This is a genomic window from Bradyrhizobium sp. 197 (genome assembly GCF_023073375.1).
Taxonomy (GTDB): Bacteria; Pseudomonadota; Alphaproteobacteria; order Rhizobiales; family Xanthobacteraceae; genus Bradyrhizobium.
In genome coordinates this window covers 79,258-94,517 of record NZ_JADPJJ010000108.1, presented here as the reverse complement: position 1 = coordinate 94,517, position 15,260 = coordinate 79,258, and the positions used below count along the sequence as shown (strand labels likewise).

Below are 15,260 nucleotides of genomic sequence, written 5' to 3'. Positions count from 1 at the left end.
TACCAGCTGTGGCCCAACAAACAGGTGGATAACGGGACTAACGTATGATGCTTCGCTCGAGGAGATAGCCAACTATCTCACTGATTAGAACTGATCCCTGGACCACAGCTTGGCTCGGTCTGGCTTTGTTGCTGGCAGGGCGCAATTTAGCGTCAGCTGGCGCATGCAGCTACTTCCGCTTGAACAGATCGATCACGTCCACTGCGTCCGTTGGTAACGCGACGCCAGCCAACTCAAGCGCTTTCAGAAACTGCCGGACAGCATCGTCAAATTCATCGAGCGAGATGGCCTTCTCGACCGGCATTTCATATGGTCTGAGAACACGGCCCTTGCCTTTTTCGGGTTCGCTGACATCGAGGATTAGCGGAATCGGATCGTTCGGGTCATCAATACAATGCAGTTCGTGAACACCGCGGGCAAGGAAGCGGACATGCTCCGGAAAAAGGCGCTGCTGCTTACGGGCGTTGATCAAGACTGCATATGCCTGACCATCAACCCACCAGACACCTTTAATGCTCGGCTTGAACCAAAATCCGAGAATCTTTGTGGGTTTTAGTGGGTGCCGGTACCAGCGTCCTTTGCCGTCGAAGTATTGCTTCAGGAGTCGAACAACGTCTTGAAGACTGTTATTCTTCCAGTCCTCCTCGTAAGGGCTGAACTCGCCCGTAATGAATGATTCAGTAGCCAAGCCAGCAACGACTGGCTCTAAGCGAGGCCAGATCATGCTGTAAGACATGAAGCCGCCACCTACCAACCGATCCATAAGGTTGTTAGCCGTCTGCGCGGCGTCCATGCCCACGACAGAAGGAAACGCAAACTTTGGAAAATCTAAAAGCTCGAAATACTTTCCGCGCCCTGCCATCTAGGTCCCTCCATCTGACATGGGGCCGAACCGTTACACGTAGTTTGATTCGGCTAGCTGCCACAATATACCCGGACGGACCTGCTAATGACGAACAGTGGATTGGTCCTCCCCTGCAAAATATCGGCGGATAAGTCGGTTGGGGATGCGCGGGCTTAATGTGGGATCGGCCAAGTGGGCCTTATAGACGACGTCCCACGGCCCGTTCGGCTCATGTGAGAGCGAAACCAGCTGGCCCGTGGTGAAGTGGCTGTAGTTCTTGAACTCCCGGACGATAATCTTCAGGTGCTCCTGGTGAATATCCTCGTAGGGCACCGGAATGTGTTTTCCTGAGGCATAGTCAAGGTATTGAGCTGGCGCTTTAATGGGGCTTTCCTTGTAGGTCTTGAAGGCGTCGAACACAGGGCGGATCACCGGCCCAAATTGCCAAGCTTCAAAATGATTGCGTATCAGTCCCTCCGGCAGCTGCCGTAGCGCGCCAGCTTGGATGAAGAACAATAGCTTATTGATACGCAGGTTCGTGATATCGAACGCGACCGCGTCGAAATTTGCCAGAAGGAAGTTACAGATCTTTCGGGCTTCGTACATTGGCGATCCGTTAGCAGAGTCGAGCTTCTGCCCCTATAGGGTGTCGGACCCCAGTTTGTCGCGATACTAACCTGTCCGCCGCTCGAGCCCAGTCATCTAGAAGAAAATCAATTCTCAGGACTGCAGCAGCAACTAGAACAAAACAGGAACTAAAAGCAAGGTTCTTTTTTTCGAGGGCAAAGGCGCAGGAGGGCGGCTGCCGACAATAAACGGCGGAGGCTCCGTGCACGTCCATTGTCGGTATGATGCAACCGCACAACTGCGAGCTGGCGAGAAAAGTACGCCAATTCTGTCACTTATAAAAGAAAGACCGGGGACTCTGCTCGTTTTTTCATCTTTCTGGGCTGACATGAGCGACACCGATCTCTTTCCTGAGCCTAGGAATCGCGGACGTCTCCGCGACAAGTGGGACTACGTCATCGACCCTGGTTTCGCCGCGGTCCCTTATGTGCTGCTGTTTCACCAACACGCCCTGAGGTTGACCAGTGAGCATCTCAACGTGCTTCTCAACGTCTTGGCGCACTGGCATGCAAACGGGCGGATGGCGTTTCCCCACAGCCACACGATCGCCAAGCGGATGGGCATCAGCCAACGCTCCGTGCAGCGGTCCCTGTCGTGGCTCATCAAGAACGAGTTCATCACCAAGGCTGAGCGGAAGGCGGGAGAGTCTCCAAAGGGCTATGACCCGAAGCCGTTGGTAGAGAAGCTGAAGCCCTATGCGTGGGCACGGATGCAGCTAACCCTCGACAACCGCCATCCCGAGATCCTCTCCGACGACGTTATCGCGGGACTGGTCTACGAGCAGGACCGGATGTCCGCGCAGGAGATGTTTGCAAACCCGACGAGGACGACAGCGGACGAGCTGTGAGGTGGTCATGACGGAAGCCCCAGGCGGAGCAAGGGGCCGCCAACTGAGTCGGATTTGAGTCAGCTCATGGCTCACGGACCGGCTTTGTGCCAAGCCTACGGAAGATACTTAGGTGCCTTCCTAATGCTGGTCGCCATCACCAAAGCTCGCCGTGGAACAATCGGTATTTTAGCAGTGGTCGGAATCCTTGGCTCCTTCATCTACAGGATGTACCTGAAGTGAACCGTGCCTGTGCCCGCTGATTCGTTTGGCCCAAGTGATTGGTGCATTATGTTTCCCCTGCCTGCTGATTTCACCGACTTAGTCCAGTTCGATCCCGAAACCGGCGCGGTAATCAGCCGCGAAAGCAAGCGATTGGAGTTCAAGCAAGGATTCAACCCGGCCGACTTTTCGGACTACACCAAAACGCTCGCCACCTTCTCCAACTCGTCAGGCGGCGTCATTGTCTTCGGCGTGAGTAACAAGCCCCGCACAATGGTCGGCGCCAAGGAAATGGTCGATGAGGCCGACTGGGTGAACCGCTTGAGGGATGAATTCGACCCGGAGATCCCTTTCGAAATCCGGGAATACACGGTCGGCAATCTCAAGCTCTATGCAGTCGGCGTTGATGTCTCGCAGCATAAACCAGTCATCTGCCGTAAGACCCGCACAAAGATCGTCGAGAAAAACGGCAAGAAGAAAGACGTCACCACCCTCCAGGAAGGCGCGATCTATTACCGCTACGCGGGCCAGTCTCGGCTAATCGCCTTCCCTGAACTGCACACAATGCTGGTTGAGCGAGATGCCATGAACGCCAGAAAGCTCATGGAAACACTACAGGTAGTGCAGAGGATCGGGCTGGACAACGCGGGGGTGATCGACGTCACCGACCCCAAGCCCAGCATCTTGATGTCACCTGAAACGGCCAAGGGCCTCAACTTCATCAAGAAGGCCGAGCTGGTCGAAGAGAAAGGGGCGCCCGCCTACACCATCGTCGGCCGCGTTGACCTTCAGCACGTCGTGCACGCCTCTCGACGAGGCTGATAAAACCTTACCAACGGAGGCCGCTAAGCTTCTGTCGGCAGTTGTCAAGGAGGTGTACGGCGTAGGCCGCATCAGCGCCCAACAGCTCACCTTGCTCATGCGGCATATGAAGATCGACGGTGACAATCAACACTGTGTCTACGAAAAGAAATTGGGGCGCAAATATATCACGCGACAGGGCCTGCTTGCAGTCGAGGATTTTGTCAGGAAGCACCCAGATGAGGCGCTGGAGGCTTTCGGCTCCAAGGCCTCCAGGCGCGACTATCTCCTGAAAGTTCTCAAGGAGATGGACAAGGCCATTTTCGTGCAGCCGGCTGATATTGAGCCCTCGCCCGAGACAAGCTCCAAGGCCGCAGAGGCGTAGCCCACCAAAGCTCCGGCCGCTGTTACGTCAGCTTTTGACCCCAAACCGGACAGTAGTGCTGCCCGACTGTGCGAGACATCACAGACGGTGGTGCAAATTGCGGCGCTTGTGGGGGCCCGATACGGAAGCTACGCTCGTTTGAATGAGTCCACGGGTGTGTGGATGCGCACATTTGTTTCAGTATTGACGGGCATGCTGCTTTGTTGCATCGGCACACAGGCAGTGGCTGAGGCGCGCGTTGCGCTGGTGATCGGCAATTCTAAATATCAGTATGTGCCTAATCTCTCGAACCCAGCAAACGACGCTGCGGCCATCAATCTCCTGCTGAAAAGCGCAGGCTTTGATGTCGTTGAAACCCGCGAAAATCTCGGCGTCAATGACATGCGGCGCGCTATCCGGGACTTCTCCGACAGGACGCGCGATGCTGAAATTGCGGTAATCTACTATGCAGGACACGGGATGGAAGTTAGTGGGATAAACTATCTCGTGCCTATCGATGCCACCTTACGCCGGGACATCGATGTCGAAGACGAGACCGTTTCGCTCGATCGGCTCCTGCAGGTCATGGAGCCGGCCAAACGTCTTCGTCTTATTATCCTTGACGCTTGCCGCGACAATCCTTTCGCAAAGTCTATGACGCGCACAATGGCACGCCGGACAATCGGTCGGGGACTAGCCCCTGTCGAGCCTACGACGTCGGACACTTTGATCGCCTTCGCGGCGAAGGCAGGTCTGACGGCCGCAGACGGCGACGAGACGCATAGCCCCTTCACTTCTGCGTTGTTGAAACATCTGGTCACTCCAGGGCTCGACGTTCGACTAGCTTTTGGGCGAGTGCGCGATGACGTAATGAAGGCTACGTCTAACAAGCAGGAGCCGTTCGTGTACGGATCGTTAGGGGGGTCGGCAGTGACACTTGCATCTCTCTCAACGGATGAGCGGATAGAATTACCTGGCACCAACGTCGACACGATCGCTGCCCGCGATTATGAAGCGGCTGCGAAGGTCGGCACAAGGGAAAGCTGGGAGTTATTTTTGGAGAAGCATTCTAGCGGCTTCTACTCGGACCTAGCTCGCAGACAGATAGCAAAGATAGACAACGCCTCGCTTTTGCCGAAAGGCAAAAAGCCGATCGCAGACGCCGAACCTTCCAAGCCAAAGCCGACCGTGCGAACTGCAAGATCATCTCCAAAATGCAGGCCAGATTACGAGGCTAGTTACCAGCAAAGTCTAGCTGTTGCGCGATCGGCAGGGGAACATCCTGCGGCAATGATCGCGCAGCACAAGCGGCAATGTGGAAACTAGATCATGCCATGTCGCCGCAAATCTAAATCCGAGCGGCAAGACCCATTGTGGACCTGCCGCCATTGCTTTTAAGGTCATTCGCTGTCGCCTGAGGCTTTCAACTCACGAAAGTCAATCTGGTCGTCTACCAATCGTGCGGTACCCCGAACATGGCCTACGACTCCCCAAGAGACGGAAATGTATAACAGGTGCCCGAAGTGCAAGAACACGCAACGCTGATGATCGAGAGAACCTGGAGATATACCAATGTCAAAGGCCGAGCTGTCTCGAGGTATTCTGCGAAAACGATTTCCCGCGCGTGCACTATAAGGAAGAAGGGCTAATCTTCACCTACGACCGCAGTTATGCGAAAAAGGAGTGTCCAACTTGCGGACACGATGTCTATGCCAGAATCGGTGAAGTTGACCCATACATGTAGAGGACAAGCCGGCACATAGAGAGTTGGGATGGAAAACGCAAATACAAGCCGGTGTAGGAGCCAATCTAGCCCATGAAGATAACGGGGGAATTGAATGGCTAAAGAAGCGAATGGTCCGAACAGTACGATCCTGGGCGCTGCCGGCGAGCATTTCGTAATGTCACAGCTTCTGCGCCGGAATATGATAGCGGCGCTTGCTCCGACCGGAGTGCCGAATGCGGACATTGTCGTGACCGATAAGCTGGGCGATCGGCTCTGCGCCGTCCAAGTAAAAGTGCGGCGCGACATCGGTTCAGACGGCGGGTGGCATATGGGGCAGAAGCACGAAGAACTCGTGTCGCCGAATTTATTCTATTGTTTTGTCGATTTTGGAAAATCGCTCGCCGACCAGCCGAGAACATGGGTCGTGCCGAGCAGAAATGTCGCCAAATCCCTCCAGGAAATTCATAAGGACTGGCTGCACACGCCTGGAAAGAAGGGACAGCAGCGCAATGACAGCACCTTTCGGCGCTTCATGCCGGATTACGATCCGTTGCCCCGGTACAAGCTGGGATGGCTCAACCCTTACTTTGAGAATTGGGCGAGCCTCGAAACCGCGTCTAGGCAGTGATGCCGCCAGTGCGCTGTGCTCAGCCGACGGAATCAACTGACGCAGGTCCGATGATGTGGGTGCGGTCACGCAGCCTCAGAACCGCAATGGGCGAGCTTTACGCCGCCGTCGGCCTGCTCGACGTGGACGCCGGCTGCCGGATCGGCCGGAACTGACCCTCGCCGTCTTCTCGCAGCTCGCAGCGCTCTAGCAGCATTCGCTTTGCGGCGGTCAAGCCGTCCCGCACTTCAGCGAGCGCCTTGTTCAACCACTGCTGCATTTCCGACTGCTGCGGATGTAGGGCGGCTCGAGCACGCTCGCGCACCACGTTCCATTCGACCTCAGTGAGTCCGGATAGGTAAGCGGGTGCATTGATCACAGCGCTCAAAAATCTTCGGTCGGCGAGTGATCCGACTACGACATCAAGACGAGACTTTTGCCTTCGGATATGGACGCGGATTTCCTGCTCTAGCATGAACTCGATGCTGTTCGTGGTTGGTTTTGGCAATTCCACCATGCGCTCTTCAAGATATACAAGGTTGCTGGCCACCGCTTTTTCGGCTGTTTGAAACGGCGTAAAATCCGCCAATTCCGCCAGGGCCTGCTGGCCTAACTGCGTACGGCGTCTGAAGATGCCGTCCGGTGACAGGTCCCCATCATGCTCGGCTTCAAGGCAATGCCCGTTCACAGTAAAGACCAATCCGCGCAATGCATCTACGCACTCGCGCAGGCGATCCCATGCGATCGTCTTTGAAATATCTGCCGGCCAGCGCATAACGGTCGGCACGATACGGGCCGCGATTTCGGTATCAGTTAGGCGTCTCGTCATTGTCGTCCTCCTTTAGTGTGGCCCCCGGGCAGCGGGAGCATCGGCCTCTTGAACGTTGATCCACTTGATGCGCGTCGGTTGGTGGTTGATGGGACGTCCGGTGTTTGGGTCGGTCTCGATCACTGGGCCGCCGTAACCGCAAGTACCTGTGCGGACCTTCCGCTGTCGCCCAGCGATGGTGGTGAGTACCCCTGCGACGCAGTTAGCCAGGTCGTCGTGCGCGCCGGGGCCGTGATCGATGCTGTCACGACCACCGCGCGCCGTTCTACGTTCGAGGCCGACGAGTTGGGTTACGACCCTACTGTTGTCGAGTAGTTCGGCGCGACGAGAATTGAGCAGAGGCAGAAGATCACGATACAAGTCGCTTTTGGGCTTGGCGGAAAGTTCATAGGCGATCCCATGTTTGCGGAATTGCTCTCGGGGCCACTCGCCCGCATACCGGTCGCCGGTCACGCGACTGATGCCATAGCTTCTAAGCACCCGTGCGAATTCCTCCACCACGCTTTCGGGTGAAAACGGCGGCCTAACCTCACGCACTGCATCAAGGATGAAGCCGTTACCGTCCCGGTGCGCTACTGCCAAAGTGAAGGAGTCGTTGCTACCGCCGCTTGGGTCAGTGAATGCGCTGTAGCGCGATCTCGACTGCGGTGAACGCTCGAAGACGCCAAGAGTAATGCAGGCCTGCACGACTTCCAGATTGATGTAAGACTCGATATCGGACCTAAACTCGGTCCCATACTCCGCTGCGGCAGATGTCGGATCTTCGTCATACGCGGCATCGATGACGGACTGCGGTATCGTTGGATTCATGGTGCGCGTGCTGGCCTGCCACACCAAGACCGGGCTATCATTCTTCCCGAAGTGTTTCCGGTAGGCGTTCCACAGCGCGCCTTTGCGAGCATAGGGAGAAGATGCAATCAGCAGCAGTCCGTCCGCAATGCTGGCCAAGCCGGGACGCAAAGCATTTAGGATTTCCACGTCCGGGTTGGCCGACTCGTCGGAACGCCAGAAGGCAGCTTCGTCACAGAGCGCCGCTATGATGGTGTACCCGCGAGTCGAGCGGAATGATGCGGTGTGGACTTCGATTGTCACGCGGTTAGTGAGATCGATCGCTTCAGTCCGCTCCGCCTCCATCAGGGGCTTGAGCATCGGTGTTTCTGATAGGAGCCCCTTAGCGTATCGCAGAATGGTTCGTGCCTGCTTTCGGTCAGCGGCAATGACCATGATAGTGGCTCTTTCGCCGGGAGCAAGGTAATGCATCCATTTTCTGACGGTTGCGAGGTAGACGGCGATCAGTGCGAGGACGAATGATTTGCCGCCTCGGCGGCCGATCACTAGGTCTGCTTCCCGGTATCCATTTGGGGCCGGTTCGGCGCGAGCTGTGCAATTTCTGAAAAGGGTGAGTTGGTCGGCATCGAGCGGCAGACCAAATAATGTTGCCAAGAACACGCGCCAAGCAGACCAAGACTTGGGGCGACGAAAGTGATGCCTGAATAGGCACGGATCATCCATCGCATCGATGATTGAGATCGTAGGTTCGGCTGGTCGGAGTCGACGGAGCTTTGGGGGCGTGGTTTTGGGTCTATACTGAGGGACCATCAGTCACCTCGTGCAAAGCTTTGTCGATTGCTCGGGACACCAAGGCATCGGATGCGCACCTGCTCGTGATACTGATCGCGAGCGCGCGTTCTACTCGCAATACGAACGAGTGACGCTGGTCCGGGCGGAGCTGGTGTGCAGTAGTTAGGATGAGCGTGCGTTGGTTCGGTGCGAGTGAGAAGCGTGGACTGCTAGTCGTCCTCCGCACGATGTTCCTCCTGTCGCTGGCGTAGGTAGGTTTGTAGATCAGGCGTGATGTCACGCGAACGCCGCTTCAAGCCGATGCTTTCGAGAATACGACGCAGGCTGTTGGCTACACGCTGGTAGGTGATGAGCGACTTGTCGGAGGCCTCGCCACCGTTCTGAGCCCACTTCTGTTCAATGAGTTCGAGTTGCAAAGTGAGCATCGAGGCACGACGTACTAATGACTTCTCTGCTTCCGAGCAGTTATCCGACCCGCCGAGATCAGAGACCATGAGCGCGAGCAGATCGCGCAACCGCCGCGCCCAAGGTGAGTGCTTGTCGCGAAATTCGATGTGCAGCCGAGAACCGTTGGTAACACCGGACCTTCGGGTGCGGTGAACGGGAGCAGGCGTCGAGCTGACGACTGGTGGGGGCGGAAGCTTCCTTCTCGTCTTAGATCGGGCCACCTGAATACCCTGCTGTTACCCTTTCCAGGGTAGCGGGAAACGGTTGTTTTACAAAGACGGCGCAACCCCGAGCAGCATAAAGGTTTTTACCTGCGGCCGCTCGAACGGGCCTACGGTTTAGCTAACCGGCGGTCGGGGTAGGGAGTGTTTCTTGGCGACCGCGTAACGGCAATGATATGCTTAGCGCCCTTGGATGACGAGATCAGAAATCAATCAGTGGTGACTGCGTTTGTGCGGGACGAATTCTAAAATGCATTGTGAATATCAATGACGACTATCAACAAAAAGGGTGAAAGACGGGCAATCTATTTTGCCGCCGGCCTGGTTATAATCGGCTACATAATCTACAGCGGGATTGACGACTACTTTCACCCCAAGGCGGCACCGTCTTCGTTTGATCTCAGCGCGCCGAGAACTTACGAGAGCCTAATCAGCCGTCCCCAGGTTCTCGAGGAGAAGATCAAGTACACAATTAGATTTAAGCATCGCTGCGACTCTCTCCTGAGCGGCAAGACGCGAAGCTCCAAGGAAGGGGGGGTATTGGTGGTCGTATGTGATGATCACAACCAGTATCTGATTACTGTGTCGCCGGATGGCATCTGGACCGCCGAATTTGTTCAGAAACTGGATTGAGAGTTGATCATTCCTCTTCGGGGCGCTCGCGACATTGATGGGCGGTCTTCTGTCGGGAGTACCAGCCGTTAGGTCCACTAACTCCTGCGACCAATTCGACCACCTTGTCTCGTCTTGCATGATTTGAGCTGAAGTTTATTCCCTTTCGGCACCAACTCTCCCACGCAGCGGGCCAATCTGACCATCGATCTCCCTTCTTGACGTGATACGTCGTGAACTTCTCGAACTCCGCTTGAGCGCGGAGATGCAACCAGCGTGCCGGTGACGCCAAAGCAATCTTTGCCTCGGCCGAGCCGAACCCCCACTTCTGAGGGAAGGGTGCGCCCTCATTTGATCTGGCGTGACTGGTCTGACTTCTTCCTGGTCGAGAAAATGATGATCGGGAGGCGGGGTGGGATCCTCCCGGGTTCCTCTCGGGTTCATTACCGGGTTCAGGGGGCGTGTGCGCCCCCCTTTCTTGACGACGTGCGCCCCCCTTATCGGTCGTATGCGCGCCCCTTATTCGCTCCGTAAGGGGGGCGTGTGCGCCCTCCATTTTGATCCGATAGTGATTGGAGTCTCCTCGACCGTGACCACCCCGACGCTTGTCGAGCCAGCCGCTTTCGACGAGCGATGCGATCGCTCGGCGGACATTTCGTGGGTTGGCGGTCAACTCGCGTGCTAGCCGGTCGATGCCGGGCCAAGCCTCGCCCGTGTTGGAGTTGAGGTATCGTGTGGCCAGCTTCACCGCGACGACCACCGCCAATCGCTGCATATTTGGATCGGAGGCCACCGCCTCCAGCCAGATCAACTTGCGCTCTGTGAAGCTAACCACGGCGGTTGCTCCGCCTCTTCTTTCCAGAGAACGCGGCCTGATACACCGCCGCACGCTCGGCAGGTATTCCGAAGAACGTTTCCCACTCCTCAGGTGGAGCGCCATCGTGATCTTGGAAGATGCGCTTAACTCTTCTGCGCTCGCGGGCGAGATGGCGGGCCTCTTCTTCCGCATCGAGTTCGGCCTCTTCACGAAGCTTGATTTCGAGCCGCTCAATATGCTGGACCGCATCATGATTGATCGCGAATCGATTGCGTTCCGCAATAGCAGTGAGCCGACGAATCTCTTTCGCTAGTTTGTGAAACGATAGGAACTCCGAATTCTTGAAATGGGCGCGGCAAGCTCGGGCAAGCACGAACGCCGTGGGGCGCATCTCCGCTAACCCTTCGCAGATGGAGTCATGCAGTACGTCGCCTTTGATATTGCCAGGAAAAGCCATTGAGGTCGTGAGGAAGAGCGCTTCCTTCGCGATTTGATCGTAGCTTGCCGGTTGATCGAGTGCACGCCAACTGGCGCGGAGCTGTTCGATATTCGGCAACATCGCTCGTAGCGTCTCTAGAGAAGTCTCGGAGTCGATACGCAGCGCTTGCGCCAGTCGTTTGAGGTCGACGGCGACTTGCGCTGTCTCTGTGAGCACTGGGGGTGGCATGGCCTTTGCGGAGACCGTTAGTGACCGCGAGGATTTTTCTTTGGTCGCATTGGCCGGCGGGTTAGAAGCCATAATATCCGACTTTCTCTATGGGATTGCGTCGCGGTGCTTGAGTGCGTGCAGGCCGTTTTGCTAATCGCACGGTATCGGCCTTCGGATCAGGAGCGCCATCAATCGCTCCCAACAAGCTCGCTCGCACTGTTCCCAGAAATCGGGGCGCGCAAAGTCCGGCATGTTTATCCGTTCCTCTCGTGCCGCTCTTATCTCCACCAACTTCTGAAACGTGTGTCGCACGGCGGGGTCGGCCAGTTTGATCTTGCTGCGCGACTGGCGCTTGTAACGGGGGATGGATTTCTTGCGGTAGCGCGGCATCATTTGCCGCGCGCCTTCTTTGCTTCGCGTCCCGTCTTTCGTCCTTGTTCAAGATTGCGAGCGTCCCTAGCGTCCGGAGCTGCCGACGCCGCCATCATGATCAGGTGCTGCTTGAACTGCTCCCAGAGGTGAGCTTGCCGATGATTGATCCTGCCGATCTTGATCTTCGGCGGAAAGATGTCGGGGTAGCGCCGCTGCAAGCGCACCCACCACATATCGCTTCTCTCGTCGTTCGGATCGAGATCGCGACGGCACTGTGCGTCCGGCACGAACTTGATGGACTCGGTCTCGTTCACTTTAACGGCCTCCGATAGCTGCTTCGCTGCCTAACGGTAAGCGCGATGCTGGCGGGGGCAAAGAGGATTAGTGCGGTAGGCGGAGCCGGACGTGCTACCGCGCGGCGGACAGAGCGGAGATCGCTACCGGATGAAATTGTCGAACGAAAAAAGTCGAGTACGGAAAGTCCGCTAGTGCTCAAAGGGGGAAGCGCAACGCGAACGGAAATGGTGCAACTGCAACTGCACGAACCACAGCGAAAGAAGCAAAAAGGCGCGGCATTACCACCGGGCCTCTTTCATTCCAGCCACGGATTTGGTCGTTTCAGATTTCTGGTGATCCTGTCCTTGACGGTGTCTTCGTCGAGCAAGACGTCCGGGCCTAGCGATTTGGCAAGAAGCTCCAAAGCCTGCAATGCCCCGGCGACTGCCTTGGGCGTCACTTCGGTTCGCTTCTTGCCCGCCGCGATCTGCTCTTGGCGCCAGTCGCTCCAAAACCAGACAATCAGATCCCTGTTAAATTTCGACTCCGTGTCGAGCGGCTTGTTGGGGAAGTCGGCACGCTCTGCCATCGCGAGCAGCGGCTCGCCTAGCTCAGGAGGAATGTCTTTGCCGTCTTTGACCAAAGCTCTGCATTCTGCAAGAACGTTGGCGCGGTGCTGACGCTCGCGGCGTGCCACCTCTTTCCTATCTACCGGGTCGTCTTCGAACAGCGTACCCATCACTTAGCCTCCGCTCGCAATGGCACAACGTTGTTGCCGCCTTCGACCAGCCCGGCCACATGCAGAGACCAGCGCTCCAGTGCGATCTTGACTTCTGCGGCCAGCGGATCGGTCTGATAGGTGCCGACGATGCCACCAAACGTGCCGCTGACGTGGTTCAGGGCGCGCTCGATCACTTCCGGTCTCACACCGAGACGCTGCATACCGGTCGCGCAGCTACGCCGAAGATCGTGAAGAGTCCAATGAGGTACGTCCTTGCTCATCGCCTTGTTGAGCCTCTTCTTCATTTTCGACCAGCCACTGATCGGCGTGGAGCCGGTGGTGCTGAAGACATAGGAGAAGTTCTGGCCTCCCGGAGCTTCCACTCTCGGCAGGTCATTGATGATATCCCTGACAAATTGCGTGAGCGGAACGTGATGCTCCCTATGATTTTTGGTCCGGTCGGGCCCAAGGGTCCAGAGGTCTACGGGCGTCCCTGGAAGCAAGCTACCGAGTTCGTGGTCCACCATACCCGCGACCTCCCTGAGCCGTTGACCCGTCAGAAGCAAGACCCGCAGCGCCGACCGGAACGGTTCGGCAATCTGCTCGGTCGCAGTCCAGAACACGTTGATCTCAGCGTCGGTGAGCGCCCGCTTGCGAGCTGGCCGCGGTTCAGGACGCCACACGTCCAAACAGGGATTGGTGGCTATCTTCCGTTGATGCTTGGCCCATTTGAAGAAAGCCGAGAGCGCGCCGTGCATCTTGCGGGCTCTCGAATCGCTCGCTCCCTTGTTGCGCTTCTTCAGTCCTGGGATGCCTTTCTTGCGAGCTTCGTCAATTCGGGTATGGACGGCGTGGTCGTCGATTGTGCTGACCGGCTTATCGTGCCACTTGTCCGCTTGACCGCCCGGAATGATCTCCGGCTCACCTTTGGTCGGGTCTGTGTTGCTTCGATCCCAGCGCAAGCCGAGTAGGGCGGCGGTTTCTCGCCACCGACGAGGCCACGTTCCCCACCGCCGAACTCGGTGATCTCGAATGAACTCCGTTGCCAGCTTTGGGAACGTGTTTTCGGCGGCCTCTGAGGTTGAGGCTCGCTTGCGCTCCTTGTCCGCCTTGTATTCTTCGACGACATCGACGCCGCGAGCGCGGTCTCGATCCACCTTGTTGGCTAGCTGACGAGCAGCTCGCAGGGTGAGTGGAGCACCGAGAACTGGTTCCTCGGCATTCTCGCCTTCTGAGAAATCGACGGGACCCAATGTGAGCTTCGCGGTTCGCCCACCCGCTCGACGGAAGCGCATCGCCCACGAGCAGCGCGCTGGCTCCCGCTTGTCATCGGTGCGCTTGGGTTGGATCACAAGGTGCAGGCCAGGAGCGAGGCTATCGCGGATCTCGCGACGCTTTGCTGCCGGCCGGTACTTCATCATTCCCGGTACGGTCAGGACGGGCATGGGGTAGGGGCTCCTCAGGGTAACAGCCGGGTAACGGCTTGAGCCGTTATGGGGCGTTAGGCTTAGAGGGGAACCTTACCTTAACTTGCGGAAAAACGTAGGTATTACTTGGGCTTAATGCCGATATGACCGTTAGGCTACGTTAGGCTAATAGGGGGTGGAGCGCCGCATTTCGATTCCGAGGGCCGGGAGTTCGAATCTCTCCGAGCGCGCCACTTAAGCGACTGAGCGACGCGAGAACGCGCGTCAGTGAATTTTTGAAAGATCAGCGGTACAGGCCGCGGGTTCACGGCGATTACAGCCTGAATAGCCCGGTGGGCGTGACGTGGCTCGATACGAAGACGGATGCGGATCGCCTTGGGCCTGAAGCGACAACCCGAAAATATGGTGACCCGCTTCACTTGGCGGTCCTAGCACTCCCGGCGCTCTGATCCGCAATTGAATCGGCAGCCGGGAGCATTGGGGCTGGAAAGCGAGCCGTGCCATGTTCGCCTCTTAACGACAATTGGTAGAAAGGCGGACTCCGGTAGTTGTACCGACTCCATTTTTGGAACGGGGTGTTCTACTGTGTGAACACCGGCGAGATTTAAGTACTCATCAATTTTCAGTTGTCCGGGATGGCCGCAGTGGGGGCTGGAACCACCCTGCGGCCTTTCCCCATTGGTCCAAGCGTAACCCGGTGGCTTTTTTGTTCCAGAGCGGGAACTGAACTTACGTTCTTCCGTTTTGGAGTCGTCAATACGGCTCACGGAGTGCGACATGACTGAGCACCGCCGCAGAGTGAAGTAAACCCGCTCCCTGGAAGAACGAATGGCCGAACTGGCCACCGAGCTGAAAGACCAAGCCAATCAATTGCCCGCTGGCGCGGAGCGCGAGCGCCTTCTCAGGAAGGCGCGGTTCGCGGAAACGGGCGCGCGCCTCAGTGATTGGGTTTCCTCGTCCGGTTTGCGGCCTCCGGAGTAAGGCCGCATCTTCGGCGGCATGCCGGCTACGATCAATCTGCGGCTGTTGCGTCGTTCCTATTCTGGCATGGTTGGCGGCCTGTTTTGCGAGTGCAAGTTCAGGCTGGCGGGCCTATGACCACGTACTCGAACGCCACGCCCTCGGATCGTTCTCATCGAGCCAAGCCTTGGCGGCGTCCTCGGTCGAGAAGATTTTGATGTGCTCGACCTCGCCAACTTGCATGGCGGTGTTCACATAGACGAAGACGGTGGCCCCCCAAAGCGTACGTGCAACCATGTGGTCAGTTTGGGCCAGCTTCTTAGCGGCTTCA

General features: G+C 57.1%; 17 protein-coding genes. 7 read left to right on the top strand and 10 right to left on the bottom strand.

What is annotated here, in order from left to right; translation table 11 throughout:
- Positions 1 to 169: 169 nt before the first annotated feature.
- Together IVB27_RS25655 and IVB27_RS25650 are read right to left on the bottom strand one after the other, a co-directional pair.
- On the bottom strand, positions 170 to 862 hold the full coding sequence (locus IVB27_RS25655) for a hypothetical protein (protein WP_247445938.1): 693 nt from the start codon (positions 860 to 862) through the stop codon (positions 170 to 172).
- Between the two features lie 84 nt (positions 863 to 946).
- Positions 947 to 1,450: a Panacea domain-containing protein gene (locus tag IVB27_RS25650; protein ID WP_247445937.1), complete on the bottom strand. Its 504-nt coding sequence runs from the start codon at positions 1,448 to 1,450 to the stop codon at positions 947 to 949.
- Between the two features lie 349 nt (positions 1,451 to 1,799).
- Between IVB27_RS25650 and IVB27_RS25645 the strand changes: the two genes are divergently transcribed.
- The 5 genes from IVB27_RS25645 to IVB27_RS25625 all read left to right on the top strand — a co-directional run bounded on the left by IVB27_RS25645 (position 1,800) and on the right by IVB27_RS25625 (position 6,038).
- Positions 1,800 to 2,318 carry a helix-turn-helix domain-containing protein gene (locus tag IVB27_RS25645; RefSeq protein WP_247445936.1) on the top strand — a complete coding sequence of 173 codons (519 nt, stop codon included), beginning with the start codon at positions 1,800 to 1,802 and terminating at the stop codon, positions 2,316 to 2,318.
- A 270-nt stretch (positions 2,319 to 2,588) separates the two neighbouring features.
- Entirely contained in the window at positions 2,589 to 3,341 is a 753-nt protein-coding gene (locus IVB27_RS25640; protein ID WP_247445935.1) for an AlbA family DNA-binding domain-containing protein, read from the top strand.
- Complete coding sequence (locus IVB27_RS25635) at positions 3,301 to 3,705, top strand: hypothetical protein (protein WP_247445934.1); 405 nt, start codon at positions 3,301 to 3,303, stop codon at positions 3,703 to 3,705. The genes IVB27_RS25640 and IVB27_RS25635 overlap by 41 nt, the downstream gene beginning before the upstream one ends.
- Before the next feature lie 162 nt (positions 3,706 to 3,867).
- Entirely contained in the window at positions 3,868 to 5,010 is a 1,143-nt protein-coding gene (locus tag IVB27_RS25630) for a caspase family protein (RefSeq protein WP_247445933.1), read from the top strand.
- 512 nt (positions 5,011 to 5,522) lie between these two features.
- Positions 5,523 to 6,038 carry a hypothetical protein gene (locus IVB27_RS25625; RefSeq protein ID WP_247445932.1) on the top strand — a complete coding sequence of 172 codons (516 nt, stop codon included), beginning with the start codon at positions 5,523 to 5,525 and terminating at the stop codon, positions 6,036 to 6,038.
- Between the two features lie 97 nt (positions 6,039 to 6,135).
- Here the strand turns inward: IVB27_RS25625 and IVB27_RS25620 are convergent, their stop codons facing one another.
- The 3 genes from IVB27_RS25620 to IVB27_RS25610 all read right to left on the bottom strand — a co-directional run bounded on the left by IVB27_RS25620 (position 6,136) and on the right by IVB27_RS25610 (position 8,942).
- Positions 6,136 to 6,846, bottom strand: coding sequence for a hypothetical protein (locus IVB27_RS25620; protein ID WP_247445931.1), 711 nt, complete (start codon positions 6,844 to 6,846; stop codon positions 6,136 to 6,138).
- A 12-nt stretch (positions 6,847 to 6,858) separates the two neighbouring features.
- Positions 6,859 to 8,295, bottom strand: coding sequence for a terminase large subunit domain-containing protein (locus tag IVB27_RS25615; RefSeq protein WP_247445930.1), 1,437 nt, complete (start codon positions 8,293 to 8,295; stop codon positions 6,859 to 6,861).
- Between the two features lie 341 nt (positions 8,296 to 8,636).
- Positions 8,637 to 8,942, bottom strand: a complete 306-nt coding sequence (locus IVB27_RS25610) for a hypothetical protein (RefSeq protein ID WP_247445929.1) — start codon at positions 8,940 to 8,942, stop codon at positions 8,637 to 8,639.
- 420 nt (positions 8,943 to 9,362) lie between these two features.
- Between IVB27_RS25610 and IVB27_RS25605 the strand changes: the two genes are divergently transcribed.
- The gene (locus tag IVB27_RS25605) at positions 9,363 to 9,728 is read left to right on the top strand and encodes a hypothetical protein (RefSeq protein ID WP_247445928.1); all 366 of its coding nucleotides are present in this window, start codon (positions 9,363 to 9,365) and stop codon (positions 9,726 to 9,728) included.
- A gap of 7 nt (positions 9,729 to 9,735) precedes the next feature.
- Here IVB27_RS25605 and IVB27_RS43700 read toward each other — a convergent pair whose 3' ends face one another.
- The 5 genes from IVB27_RS43700 to IVB27_RS25585 all read right to left on the bottom strand — a co-directional run bounded on the left by IVB27_RS43700 (position 9,736) and on the right by IVB27_RS25585 (position 13,987).
- A complete protein-coding gene (locus IVB27_RS43700) occupies positions 9,736 to 10,482 on the bottom strand; it encodes a helix-turn-helix domain-containing protein (RefSeq protein ID WP_524536506.1) in 747 nt (248 codons plus the stop codon).
- Between the two features lie 52 nt (positions 10,483 to 10,534).
- The gene (locus IVB27_RS25600) at positions 10,535 to 11,263 is read right to left on the bottom strand and encodes a hypothetical protein (protein WP_247445927.1); all 729 of its coding nucleotides are present in this window, start codon (positions 11,261 to 11,263) and stop codon (positions 10,535 to 10,537) included.
- Positions 11,264 to 11,562: 299 nt separating this feature from the next.
- The gene (locus tag IVB27_RS25595; RefSeq protein WP_247445926.1) at positions 11,563 to 11,859 is read right to left on the bottom strand and encodes a hypothetical protein; all 297 of its coding nucleotides are present in this window, start codon (positions 11,857 to 11,859) and stop codon (positions 11,563 to 11,565) included.
- Between the two features lie 278 nt (positions 11,860 to 12,137).
- Positions 12,138 to 12,560 (bottom strand): hypothetical protein, encoded by a 423-nt coding sequence (locus tag IVB27_RS25590; protein ID WP_247445925.1) that lies wholly within the window; start codon positions 12,558 to 12,560, stop codon positions 12,138 to 12,140.
- On the bottom strand, positions 12,560 to 13,987 hold the full coding sequence (locus IVB27_RS25585; RefSeq protein ID WP_247445924.1) for a tyrosine-type recombinase/integrase: 1,428 nt from the start codon (positions 13,985 to 13,987) through the stop codon (positions 12,560 to 12,562). Before IVB27_RS25585 ends, IVB27_RS25590 begins: the two co-directional genes overlap by 1 nt.
- 810 nt (positions 13,988 to 14,797) lie before the next feature.
- Here IVB27_RS25585 and IVB27_RS25580 point away from each other — a divergent pair.
- Positions 14,798 to 14,950, top strand: a complete 153-nt coding sequence (locus tag IVB27_RS25580) for a hypothetical protein (protein ID WP_247445923.1) — start codon at positions 14,798 to 14,800, stop codon at positions 14,948 to 14,950.
- Positions 14,951 to 15,260: the final 310 nt, after the last annotated feature.

Bases quoted from the DNA above. Each gene is read 5' to 3' on its own strand.
- IVB27_RS25620 (WP_247445931.1), bottom strand. From the start codon at position 6,846: ATGACGAGACGCCTAACTGATACCGAAATCGCGGCCCGTATCGTGCCG.
- IVB27_RS25630 (WP_247445933.1), top strand. From the start codon at position 3,868: ATGCGCACATTTGTTTCAGTATTGACGGGCATGCTGCTTTGTTGCATC.
- IVB27_RS25640 (WP_247445935.1), top strand. From the start codon at position 2,589: ATGTTTCCCCTGCCTGCTGATTTCACCGACTTAGTCCAGTTCGATCCC.
- IVB27_RS43700 (WP_524536506.1), bottom strand. From the start codon at position 10,482: ATGCAGCGATTGGCGGTGGTCGTCGCGGTGAAGCTGGCCACACGATAC.
- IVB27_RS25580 (WP_247445923.1), top strand. From the start codon at position 14,798: ATGGCCGAACTGGCCACCGAGCTGAAAGACCAAGCCAATCAATTGCCC.
- IVB27_RS25590 (WP_247445925.1), bottom strand. From the start codon at position 12,560: ATGGGTACGCTGTTCGAAGACGACCCGGTAGATAGGAAAGAGGTGGCA.
- IVB27_RS25600 (WP_247445927.1), bottom strand. From the start codon at position 11,263: ATGGCTTCTAACCCGCCGGCCAATGCGACCAAAGAAAAATCCTCGCGG.
- IVB27_RS25625 (WP_247445932.1), top strand. From the start codon at position 5,523: ATGGCTAAAGAAGCGAATGGTCCGAACAGTACGATCCTGGGCGCTGCC.
- IVB27_RS25655 (WP_247445938.1), bottom strand. From the start codon at position 862: ATGGCAGGGCGCGGAAAGTATTTCGAGCTTTTAGATTTTCCAAAGTTT.
- IVB27_RS25650 (WP_247445937.1), bottom strand. From the start codon at position 1,450: ATGTACGAAGCCCGAAAGATCTGTAACTTCCTTCTGGCAAATTTCGAC.
- IVB27_RS25645 (WP_247445936.1), top strand. From the start codon at position 1,800: ATGAGCGACACCGATCTCTTTCCTGAGCCTAGGAATCGCGGACGTCTC.
- IVB27_RS25605 (WP_247445928.1), top strand. From the start codon at position 9,363: ATGACGACTATCAACAAAAAGGGTGAAAGACGGGCAATCTATTTTGCC.
- IVB27_RS25585 (WP_247445924.1), bottom strand. From the start codon at position 13,987: ATGCCCGTCCTGACCGTACCGGGAATGATGAAGTACCGGCCGGCAGCA.